General features: G+C 41.5%; 9 protein-coding genes and 1 tRNA gene. 6 read left to right on the top strand and 4 right to left on the bottom strand.

What is annotated here, in order from left to right; genetic code table 11:
- The first annotated feature begins 5 nt into the window (after positions 1-5).
- Together nadC and V7K44_RS11460 are read left to right on the top strand one after the other, a co-directional pair.
- Positions 6-872: a carboxylating nicotinate-nucleotide diphosphorylase gene (nadC, locus tag V7K44_RS11465; protein WP_334931483.1), complete on the top strand. Its 867-nt coding sequence runs from the start codon at positions 6-8 to the stop codon at positions 870-872.
- Positions 873-1,277: 405 nt separating this feature from the next.
- Positions 1,278-1,952 (top strand): Uma2 family endonuclease, encoded by a 675-nt coding sequence (locus tag V7K44_RS11460; protein WP_334931464.1) that lies wholly within the window; start codon positions 1,278-1,280, stop codon positions 1,950-1,952.
- A gap of 39 nt (positions 1,953-1,991) precedes the next feature.
- On the opposite strand, the gene V7K44_RS11455 is transcribed toward V7K44_RS11460, so the two are convergent.
- Positions 1,992-2,495, bottom strand: coding sequence for a GNAT family N-acetyltransferase (locus V7K44_RS11455; RefSeq protein WP_334931462.1), 504 nt, complete (start codon positions 2,493-2,495; stop codon positions 1,992-1,994).
- 706 nt (positions 2,496-3,201) lie between these two features.
- Between V7K44_RS11455 and V7K44_RS11450 the strand changes: the two genes are divergently transcribed.
- Complete coding sequence (locus tag V7K44_RS11450) at positions 3,202-4,140, top strand: hypothetical protein (RefSeq protein ID WP_334931460.1); 939 nt, start codon at positions 3,202-3,204, stop codon at positions 4,138-4,140.
- A gap of 68 nt (positions 4,141-4,208) precedes the next feature.
- Here V7K44_RS11450 and V7K44_RS11445 read toward each other — a convergent pair whose 3' ends face one another.
- The gene (locus tag V7K44_RS11445) at positions 4,209-5,879 is read right to left on the bottom strand and encodes an ABC transporter ATP-binding protein (protein WP_334931458.1); all 1,671 of its coding nucleotides are present in this window, start codon (positions 5,877-5,879) and stop codon (positions 4,209-4,211) included.
- A 368-nt stretch (positions 5,880-6,247) separates the two neighbouring features.
- Here V7K44_RS11445 and V7K44_RS11440 point away from each other — a divergent pair, with 368 nt between their 5' ends.
- On the top strand, positions 6,248-6,496 hold the full coding sequence (locus V7K44_RS11440; RefSeq protein WP_334931456.1) for a hypothetical protein: 249 nt from the start codon (positions 6,248-6,250) through the stop codon (positions 6,494-6,496).
- Between the two features lie 14 nt (positions 6,497-6,510).
- Here the strand turns inward: V7K44_RS11440 and V7K44_RS11435 are convergent, their stop codons facing one another.
- Complete coding sequence (locus V7K44_RS11435) at positions 6,511-7,293, bottom strand: TrmH family RNA methyltransferase (RefSeq protein ID WP_334931454.1); 783 nt, start codon at positions 7,291-7,293, stop codon at positions 6,511-6,513.
- Positions 7,294-7,371: 78 nt separating this feature from the next.
- Positions 7,372-7,452 (bottom strand) — tRNA-Leu (locus tag V7K44_RS11430).
- Positions 7,453-7,858: 406 nt separating this feature from the next.
- Here V7K44_RS11430 and murA point away from each other — a divergent pair.
- Complete coding sequence (gene murA / locus V7K44_RS11425; RefSeq protein WP_334931481.1) at positions 7,859-9,226, top strand: UDP-N-acetylglucosamine 1-carboxyvinyltransferase; 1,368 nt, start codon at positions 7,859-7,861, stop codon at positions 9,224-9,226.
- 818 nt (positions 9,227-10,044) lie between these two features.
- Positions 10,045-11,229: an NAD(P)H-quinone oxidoreductase subunit H gene (locus tag V7K44_RS11420; RefSeq protein ID WP_094353398.1), complete on the top strand. Its 1,185-nt coding sequence runs from the start codon at positions 10,045-10,047 to the stop codon at positions 11,227-11,229.
- Positions 11,230-11,438 lie beyond the last annotated feature (209 nt).

Here is an 11,438-nt window from a genome sequence, read left to right as displayed (position 1 = left end):
AATTTGTGAGCTATTCTGCTGTTTTGCCGCCCTGGCTGGTTTTAGATCCTCTGTTGCGTACCTGGTTGTTGGAGGATATTGGCCGCGGCGATCGCACTACAAATACGCTTTTAGTAGAAAATGTGACGCTAGGATCTGCTAAATGGATCGCTAAAGCTTCAGGGATAATTACTGGCTTACCAATTGCAGCTAGAGTGTTTCAGATTTTGAATGAAAAAGTCAGCTTTGTAGCGGTGGCGGCTGAAGGTGCATGGTGTGAGCCGGGACAGATCGTAGCTGAAATTCATGGTTCGCTGGATGCGCTGCTGATGGGGGAACGTGTGGCGCTCAATTTGGTTATGCGGTTTAGTGGAATTGCTACGCTGACTAATATATATGTAGAGAAAATTGCTGATTTACCTGCTCAGTTGGTGGATACGCGTAAAACTACGCCAGGGCTGAGACTGTTGGAAAAGTACGCGACTGCTGTGGGTGGGGCGATTAATCACCGTATGGGATTGGATGATGCGGTGATGATTAAGGATAATCACATTGCGGCGGTTGGGGGAATTGGAGAAGCTGTTAGCCGTATTCGTTCTCAGATTCCTTATCCTTTGACTATAGAGGTTGAGACAGAAAGTTTAGAGCAGGTGAAAGAAGCTTTGAAGCATAGGGCTGACATTATTATGTTGGACAATATGCCTTTGGATATGATGAGTCAGGCGGTGCTGTTGATTCGCCAGCAAGATAACCGAGTGAAAATTGAAGCTTCGGGGAATGTGACTTTGGAAACGATTCGCGCTGTGGCGGAAACGGGTGTTGACTATATTTCGAGCAGTGCGCCGATTACTCAATCAAAGTGGTTGGATTTAAGTATGAGAATTGTACATTAAATGTCAAAATGGCAGTAAAACTTTGCAACTGCACATAAAAAATATACGTAAATTTGATTATTGCTACTTAGATAATTCGTGCAGTGTCTAAAACGCTCAAAGTGTAAGCTCAATAAAGGTTTGGGTAATAGCGATCGCACCGCTTGTGAGAAATCTTGGGGTACTGTTGTGTAACTGATTTAGGCGAAGGTGGCTTGATAAATGAGTAAAAAGTTGGGACAGCAACCAAAGACGATCCCCCTAGCTTTAGTTTTGTTTTTTGCCATCGATAATTTGTGCTATTACGACCACTACACAAACAGTAGTTTAACGGCTAATTTTGGTTAGACTACGATGTGAAATAAGAAGAGCGTGAAAAAAGCGATCGCTAACTAATCCTCTAAGAATTACCTGAGAATCATTGCAATGGTTACACAGTTACCATCTTCCACCCAAAAAGGCATTATTTACCCTGACAGCGATGGACAGCCAATGGCAGACAATACTAAGCAGTTTGAATTAATTGTCTGGATTAAAAATAATTTAGAACTGCTGTTTGGCAATGACCCAAATGTGTTTGTCGCTGGAGATTTATTGTGGTATTCGGTGGAAGATGATAACAAGCTCCGCCAAGCTCCTGATGTCATGGTAGTATTTGGTAGACCAAAAGGATACCGAGGTTCTTATCAACAGTGGCTTGAGGACAACATTCCCCCGCAGGTGGTATTTGAAATTTGGTCGCCTGGAAACCGGATCTCTAAAATGGCGAAAAAATTAGAATTTTATGAGCGCTACGGTGTGGAAGAATATTATTTGTATGAACCTGATGTGGTTGACTTGACAGGCTGGCAGCGACGCAACTCAAGATTAGAAGTGATTGACCAAATGGTTGCTTGGGTCAGCCCTCGATTGGGGGTGCGTTTCGAGTTGACTGAGGAAGAACTGCAAATTTATCGTCCTGATGGCGATCGCTTTCTGACCTTTTTGGAACTAGATCAACAACGACAGCAACAAAGACAACGAGCAGAGCAAGCTGAGGCGCAGTTAGAAGCTCTCCGTGCTTTACTACAAGAACGAGGAATTAATCCAGACCAATTGTGACCGAATTTAATTTACAAGTCTCAGAAAATAGCGATCGCTTTAAACAAAAGGTTTACTAATTCGCAGTCCCATGATCACTAAGTCCCGTTCAACGCTGTCAAGTTCGGCAATGTTAGGTAAATGTCCCCAGCGCTGAAAACCAAATGTTTCAAAGAGTTTTAAACTGGGTTGATTGTGGGCAAAAATGAAGCAGACTAGGCTCTTTAGACCCAAACTAGAACTTTCGCTAATTGCTTGTGCTAAGAGTTGCCGTCCCAAACCACACCGATGAAAGCTAGGGGCTATATAAATACTAATTTCGGCAGTCTTACTATAGGCGGGTCGTCCATAAAAGGATTGGAAACTAAGCCATCCAGCGATTACTCCATCTACTTCAATTACCCAAAGTGGGCGTTGTGAAGGCGATCGCCCCTTAAACCAAGCAAGGCGACTTTCCACGGATACTGGTTCTAAGTCAGCGGTTGCCATGCGGCTAGGAATTGCAGTGTTGTAAATTGCCACAATTGCAGGCAAGTCAGTTTCAGTCGCATGGCGAATGGTCATTGCTACCGTCTCAGAAAAAATCTTCAGAAAATATTTAAGAATAATACAGTGTTAAGAGTAGCAATTCTACGGCTTCTATCGTAATTGTCACAGATAGTTTGCTAGATAAGGTACTTTTACCTCACTTAACATACTAATGGCTAACTCTACTAGCAAGTATGCAATGAGCCACTACAAAAGACATCACGGTTGCGATAAATAGAGGAATGTCCCTAAACCTTGCCTATTTTATTTCTTATAGTAGATAAAGCTTATAACTCCTTAGTTGGAAATTCTAAGTTTTTATTCCTAACGTCTCATTCCGTATTCATTCTAGAGAAATAGATAATTTTCTCATGTCAGCAAAAACAAACTATTTTATCTGAATATTTATATACTACTTTTATCAGATTGAGGAGTTTTAATTTTTAACTCAGTGAACATAAATGCTTTAACAAAGTTTTTGTTTTAAACCAGAGAATAGAATTCTAAATCCTTTAACAGTAAGGCTTAAAAACAAACTTATGTTCCTGTATACACGTCTAGTTGAAGATTATACATAACAATAAATTTTATTTTGTAGCCATGTTTATAAAAAATGGATGTCAGTTTGTATGAGTGAGTACAAATTGTATATATAGCTAAAGATAGAGGTCATCATCATATTTTTTTATTTAAAGTTAATATAAATATAAATTTATATGGATTACTTGTAAACCCAAATACCATGTTTATTAATTGTTTGAATAATAAATTAAGTGTAAAGCAAGACAGTAATATTTCAAATATTGTTGATATTGCGCTTTTTATAGATCAAATCAAAAGTAGTATTTGGCTATTTGGCATTCCATCTTGGCTTTTCGGAATAACTGATAGAAGCATAGCTGCATTCGTCGATGGTTATTTATCTCCTATAGAAATATTTCAACTATTTACAGCCTTTTTCTTTTTTGTAAGTTGGCTATATCTCAAGCCGGAAGAAAGCTTTAATAGCAATGATTTAGAACCCAGTCAATATCAGGAATATCTCGATCGTACTCAAGCTAATAAGCTTCAATTAAAAAAACTACACATGATTAGTCAAGAGTATATTTTACCATTCCCTTATATTTGCCAAATATATCATCTATTGAACTTAAAACATTTGGAAACAATTCATAGGTTTAGCCTTAATAATCTAAAAATTGTTAGTATTAGCCAGTTCCAAACTACAAACGTCGGTGGTAAAATCACATTTCAAACGATATTAGATTCACCAGCTAATCCTCTAAGAATTTGGCGACAACCAATTGTGGAGGTAGATTTAATATTACATACTCCCTACGCTGTCGAACTGAGTATCCCAGTCTACAATAACAAAAGGATAATTGTTATATTTCATGCTTTCCCTTTAAATGACTCAGAACATCAATTGTTTATAGATATTTATAGTGACCTAGAGTGGCCAAAACCATTATTACAAATAATATTGCATTTTGCTGCTTGTTTGACACTCTTTGAAGATTTGCCGTATCTAAGAGCTTTAGCTGAGAAAAATATAGAGCGTTTATTCAATTTAAGTAGGACTTCAAATCACGAGAGTGCGTTGCTGTTTAAAAGGTTTGTTGAGCTATATGGTTCGAGTGGAGAAACAACTAAATTCCTTGAGGGAAGCAAAGAGAGTTAGGAGACGCGATTAATCGCGTCTGTACAAGAGTTAGAAATTTTAAACTTTTAACTCCTAATTTTATTTAGTTAAGCGCGTGCTAATAAAGGAGCAGCAGCTAGTAAGGTTTTGGTATAAGGATGCTGAGGATTGGCGAAAATCTGTTTTGTCAGACCGAGTTCTACAATTTTACCGCCATTCATCACGGCAATACGATCGCACAAAAATCGAGCTAACCAAAGGTCATGAGTGATGAATAGATAAGTTAACTCAAACTCTTCCTTTAGTTGCAACATCAAATCCAGTACTTGCGACTGCACGCTGGCATCTAACATACTCACAGGTTCATCGCAGATTAAAAGTTTAGGGTGAGTAATTAAAGCACGAGCGATCGCTACTCGTTGCTGTTGTCCCCCAGACAAATCCGAGGGATAACGCTCATAATACAATTCTGGCGGTGTTAACCCAACTTTATTTAGCATCCATAAAACCTGTTCTTTTGCCTTGACAGGATTGGCAAGATTGTGGATAAATAAAGGATCGGCAATACTTTGTCCCACTGTCATCGCTGGATTAAGACAAGCATGAGGGTCTTGAAAGACCATTTGTATTTGTCGCCGCGAGGAACGAATTTCTTGACGCGACAGTTTAGTTAAATCCTGTCCTAAAAACTCAACTTTGCCACTAGTAGGACGAATTAGTTGTAATATTGTTCGTGATAGTGTGCTTTTACCACAACCTGATTCCCCGACTAAGCCGAGAATTTCTCCTGAATAAAGATCCAGGTTGATCCCATCTACTGCTTTAATTGTCTGCGTTTGTGTATTAAACAGTCGTTCGATAAAGTTAGGTTCTATGGTGTAGTGTTGCTTGAGTTCTGTGACACTCAAAATTGGGGATTGCTGATTAATAATCGGTAATTGCTTTTCTTCGTCATTGGCAATTATCAATTCTCCACTATCAGTTACTGCTTGAATGTGTAAAGCTGCTTTTAGGAGCGATCGCGTGTATTCGTGTTGAGGTTGCCTAAATACTGTTTCTGTAGCACCCATTTCGGCCATCTTGCCGTTGTACATCACGCCAATGCGATCGCAATATTCGGCCACCATTGCTAAATCGTGAGATATCAACAACAATCCCATGTTTTCTTCACCGCACAGACGAGTTAATTCTTGCAATATCTGCGCGGAAACAGTGACATCTAAACTGGTGGTAGGTTCATCGGCAACAATAAATTTGGGGTTGAGGAGTAAAGCTAAAGCGATCGCTACCCGTTGGCGCATTCCACCGCTAAACTCATGAGGATACTGATTCCAACGAGTGACTGGAATATTTACCTTTGCTAAAGTAGCAAGTGCTTTTTCTTTAGCTTCCCGCGTTGATAATTGTGGTGAGTGCGCCTGGAGGGTTTCGATACAATGCTTACCAATAGTCATCAACGGATCGAGGCGTGTCATGGGATCTTGAAAAACTAAGGCGATCGCCTCTCCCCGAAATTTCCGCAACTGGTTAGGTGTCAAATCAAACACTGACTGTCCTTGAAATATCACCCGTCCCTCAATACGACTAGAGGATGGTAGTAAACGCATTACTGCCCGTCCAATAGTTGACTTACCACAACCTGACTCTCCCACCAATCCCATTCTTTCACCTGGTTTCAAGGTGAAAGATACATCATCAACCGCCCAGCTTGCTTCTTCTCCACTCCGTTGAGGATAGGCAACTCGCAGATTTTCGATACAGAATAAGGCTTCACTCATAGTTAGTTATCAGCCCTGAGCTACCAATTTTTATAATTTCAAATTTAGGATAGTCTATCAAATTAAGTATTAGACCTGTTTTATGAAGAAGAATTCTGTACGACTGGGTGATAGCGCAGCTGAATCTTTTTCCTTGCTTATTACTCTATCCCTTTATCAATAGAGTAATAAGCAATTCTGAATTCTGAATTCTGACTCCTGCCTCCTGCCTCCTGCCTCCTCTTAATTGCAGACAGCTATCGATATTCTTGATAAGCACTGCTAAAGTTGATACAGCACACAACTATGATGTTATAAGTGCAAAATTTAAATCTGTAGGAACTAGAATCAAAATTCAGTCAGTAAATCAGGATTTTCAAGTTAATATTATGGAGCAAAATCAGCCAGAACAGCGGCGCGCTGCCGATCAAGTGTTTCAAGAATCCCTCGAACAGTTGGAGGATATCTTACAAGAAAATTCGACTGAGGAAGAAGAGATCCCCCAACTGCATACTAGTACTTTCACTGAAGTCGAACTCGATCAAGACTTGATAGATATTGATTTAGCAGCTCTTGAAGACGCAGTTGCTGATATTGAAAAATATCTCGAAGAAATAACAAAAACCCAATTGGGGTAAAAAGTTAAAATTTATTACTGACAAATTAGTTGCCGTTGAGCTTCGTACAAAATTAGAGCGGCTGCGATCGCCACATTCAAGGATTCCACCCCAGGACTCAAAGGAATTTTGACTTGCCGATCTGCGATCGCTGCTAAATCTGCTGACAATCCAGCACCTTCATTTCCCAGTAAAATCATACTGGGTTTTCGCCAGTCCACTTCCCAATAAGTTAAAGTCGCATCGGGTAAGGTTGCCACTACCTGCATTCCTGCTTGCTGACTTTGTTGGACTGTCGCTTTTAAATCTTCGGTTACGGCTGTTGCTAGGCGAAACCATTGTCCTGCAGAAGCACGAAGAACTTTAGGGCTATCTAAATCTACACTATCTCCACTTACCCACAAACCTGATGCTCCGGCAGCAGCAGCAGTACGAATCATCGTACCCAGGTTGCCGGGATCTTGTATCGTTTCTAAAGCTAGCACTAAACCAGTCAATGGTAGTTGAGTTTGGCGTTGGCTTCGTTTTGCCGTTGCTACCACACCATCCGGTCGGACTGTGGTCGCGATCGCATCCAAGACTTCTCTACTAACAATTTCGGCGCGATCGCATCGGCTACAAGCTTCTTCCCACAGCGAAGGATGGGCTACTTGCCAATCTGGGGTACAACACACTGTTTCTAGTGGGTAATTGACCGCACAAGCTTCTTCTAACAAGTGCGTCCCTTCTAGTAAAAATAACTGTTGTTTATGCCTCTCCTTGGTGGAGTGCAGCTTGCGAATTTGTTTGACTAGGGAATTCTGTAAACTGATCAACATTTTTAGTTGTGAGTGCCGAGTAGTCAGTGCTGAGTTTTTCCTTCTCAGCACTGACTACTCGGCACTCATCAGTGATTATGCGGAACCCGGGACTTGAACCCGGAAGCCTTGCGGCACTAGAACCTGAATCTAGCGCGTCTGCCATTCCGCCAGTTCCGCTGGCATTTGTCCTTATCGACAATTTCTTATTATTGCGTTATGTTTTACCTTTGTCAAGTAAAAGCATAATGCCTCGTTAAAAGTCTCTAACTGGAAACGAGTTTTTCAGGCACAACGTCGAATCAAAATATTAACTGAACAGTACAGCATTGATTTTTAGAGAATACTTAAGTTATTTTACTGAGTATTTAATTTTGCTTAAAACTACTGTTTATTGATTCTTTTTTTAAATTTTTTAAAAAACTCAAAAAGCCTGCTATTGCTTGTTTACAGCCTAGATTTTCACCAAAAAAGCAATTTTTTTATACAAAACAGTGCTTTAAAACGTGGACATTTTGAATCTTTACTGTAGAATCAAAACCAACTTCAAACATATAAAATACGTATTACTTTTGGAGGTAGGCTTATTAATCCTTCTACCAGCTTACCAGATGCCAAAATTGCTCCAGAAGCAGACTCCTCAGTCTTGCAAATTTGGGGTGGGCATCCTTTGCGGGGTCATGTAAAAATTAGCGGGGCAAAAAATTCAGCACTGGTAATCATGGCTGGAGCCTTGCTGTGTCCGGGCGATTGTCGTATCCGTAATGTCCCTTTGTTAGCGGACGTAGAGCGGATGGGTCAGGTGTTATCAGCTTTGGGTGTGCAATTAACCCGACAAGGTGACATTTTAGATATCAACGCCAGCGAGATTAAAACATCAAAAGCTCCCTACGAATTAGTTACCCAGTTGAGAGCGAGTTTTTTCGCCATTGGAGCCATTTTGGCAAGACTGGGAGTAGCACAGATGCCCTTACCAGGCGGTTGTGCGATTGGGGCAAGACCAGTTGACTTGCATGTTCGAGGACTGCAAGCAATGGGAGCGGAAGTACAAATTGAGCATGGCATTTGTAATGCCTACGTCCCTGGTAGCAGCCGGAGATTAAAAGGTGCGAAGATTTACTTAGACATTGCCAGCGTTGGAGCAACGGAAAACTTGATGATGGCGGCTACCCTAGCAGAGGGTGAAACGATCATCGAAAATGCTGCCAGAGAACCGGAAGTAGTCGATCTAGCTAACTTCTGTAACGCAATGGGAGCGAAGATTAAGGGCGCGGGGACTAGCAGAATTATTATCGAAGGAGTCCCCAAGTTGCATTCTGTTGACTACAGCATTATTCCCGATCGCATTGAGGCTGGGACGTTTTTGCTAGCAGCAGCAATTACCCGCTCAGAACTTCTTCTCTCGCCAGTGGCTCCAGAACATCTCATCCCAGTAATTGCCAAGCTGCGGGATATTGGAGTGACAATAATTGATGAAAAGCCCGACCACTTGCACATTCTGCCAGCGGAAAGCCTTAAGGCAACGGATATTGAAACTCAATACCATCCAGGTTTTCCCACAGATATGCAAGCGCCATTCATGGCTTTGCTGGCAGTGGCAGAAGGCGACAGCGTAATTAACGAATCCGTCTTTGAAAATCGCTTGCGTCATGCCTCTGAGTTGAATCGTTTGGGGGCAGATATTCGTGTCAAAGGCAATGCTGCTTTCGTTCGGGGAGTACCAAAATTATCTGGCGCACCAGTATTAGGTACAGACTTACGAGCATCGGCAGCGTTAGTCATCGCCGGACTAGCAGCAGAAGGACAAACCACAATTCAAGGTTTACAGCACCTCGATCGCGGCTACGATCGACTTGATATGAAGTTGCAGCAATTGGGGGCTAAAATCCTCCGCGTGGGTGAAACACCAACAGATGCAGAAATCGCTCCCAGCATCAGTAGTGTGTCAATTTGAAATCGATCGGTTGAGACTGACGCGGAGGATAAGAAGAATAAAGCAGACAAGGTAAAATTTTCTCCCTTGTCTGCCTTTATCTCTCCCATCTACACCTTGCGATCTGCTGAATTCTCCTGATAGATAGAGGCTTTTAAGCTTTGTCCATATCTTTTTTTGATGAATATTCTAGAAAAATCTGTGTTGGCTGTTACAATATTGTTAAGAAAAGTTGCCCGTTGCATTTTGGGAACGCGTAATTGGGTTTTAACTCTCTTGAGAAGACAACGCAAAAACATTTTTTAGACCAGCTGTGGGAGGCTGGTCTTTTTATATTTAAAGTCCTCACAAATTATACTTATCACTTTGGGTATAATACTCATGCTGTTTTATTAATTACTTTTATTGGTTTGTAATACATTCTTAAATCGTGTCTACGACGGGCTACGCCTACGCCTTACAGAAAACCTCAAAAACAAAGCGATTACCTGTTGTGGAAGAGTGTGCGATCGCAACAGTTATTCTGATAAACAAGCAGATATGAAACCTATCTACGTTTATTTGTAAAATAAAGAAATACTGACTGAGCGTTCAGCATCAAAAAGATAATGCCTACCAGCAGACCCAATGTTGCACCATGAGATAAAAAAATTCGATGCCTTAATTAAGTGCATATCGAGCTTCCATATAATAGTTGAAGAAGTGCAACAAAATTAAACATCAAATCAAATCCCTCTTCCCACAACCCTTACTTTGGCTTGACAAACAAGATAAATTGGGTCTAGTTGGCATCTGCGCGGTTGAATTCAATATTTTCACGAACGGAGAACACGAAATCTATGACCAGACTAGAAACCCGCACTGAACCGATGGTGCTAAACATGGGACCACACCACCCTTCAATGCATGGGGTTCTGCGGCTAATCATGACTTTGGATGGTGAGGATGTCGTTGACTGTGAACCAGTCATCGGCTATTTGCACCGGGGAATGGAAAAAATTGCTGAGAACCGCACTAATGTAATGTACGTCCCTTACGTTAGTCGGTGGGACTACGCTGCGGGAATGTTCAACGAAGCTGTCACTGTTAACGCCCCAGAAAAGCTTGCAGGTGTCGCTGTCCCCAAACGCGCTAGCTACATCCGCGTCATCATGCTGGAGTTGAACCGCATTGCTAACCACTTGCTATGGTTTGGCCCCTTCCTAGCTGACGTAGGCGCACAAACTCCCTTCTTCTACCAGTTCCGGGAACGGGAGATGATTTATGATTTGTGGGAAGCTGCTACAGGTTATCGGATGGTGAATAATAACTACTTCCGTGTTGGTGGAGTAGCAGCCGATTTACCTTACGGTTGGGTAGATAAGTGTCTGGAATTCTGCGAATACCTATTGCCCAAAATTGATGAGTACGAACGCTTAGTAACCGATAACCCTATCTTCCGGCGACGTGTTGAGGGTATTGGGACTATCACCCGTGAAGAAGCAATTAACTGGGGACTTTCTGGCCCAATGTTACGCGCTTCTGGCGTGCAATGGGATTTGCGGAAAGTTGACCATTACGAATGCTACGATGATTTCGACTGGGATGTGCAGTGGGAAACAGCTGGTGATTGCTTTGCCCGTTATGTGGTGCGGATGCGGGAAATGCGCGAATCTGTGAAGATTATTCGCCAAGCAATTAAAGGACTTCCTGGCGGCCCTTACGAAAATCTGGAAGCGAAGCGTTTAGCCGCAGGTAAAAAATCCGAGTGGGACGCATTTGATTACCAATTCATCGGCAAAAAAGTTTCCCCCACTTTTAAGATTCCCAAGGGTGAAATCTATGCCCGTGTAGAAAGTGGCAAAGGTGAATTGGGAATTTATTTGGTTGGCGATGATAATGTCTTCCCTGCACGTTGGAAGATTCGGGCAGCAGATTTCAACAATCTCCAAATTGTTCCACATTTACTGCGCGGGATGAAGGTTGCAGATATTGTGGTGATTCTCGGTAGTGTTGACGTAATTATGGGGTCTGTGGATAGGTAGAGTAAATATCTATCTCAGTAATTTTTAGAGCAGTTGTATTACAGTGCAACTGCTCTACTTTTTTGATTTTTCAGTACTTAAATATACCAAATTAATAAATAAAATGCTTATTGAAATTAGCATCTGACTCTCAAATTTTCAAAGCTTTTAAATTCATACCCAGAACGTTTAATCAGTTTAAGAATGAAATCATCAGGGTGCATTAAAGT

Origin of the sequence: Nostoc sp., from assembly GCF_036917235.1 — a bacterium.
In the GTDB taxonomy this organism is placed as follows: Bacteria; Cyanobacteriota; Cyanobacteriia; order Cyanobacteriales; family Nostocaceae; genus Nostoc.
The sequence above is the reverse complement of the archived record's forward strand: the minus strand, read 5'-3'. Positions and strand labels throughout refer to the sequence as shown.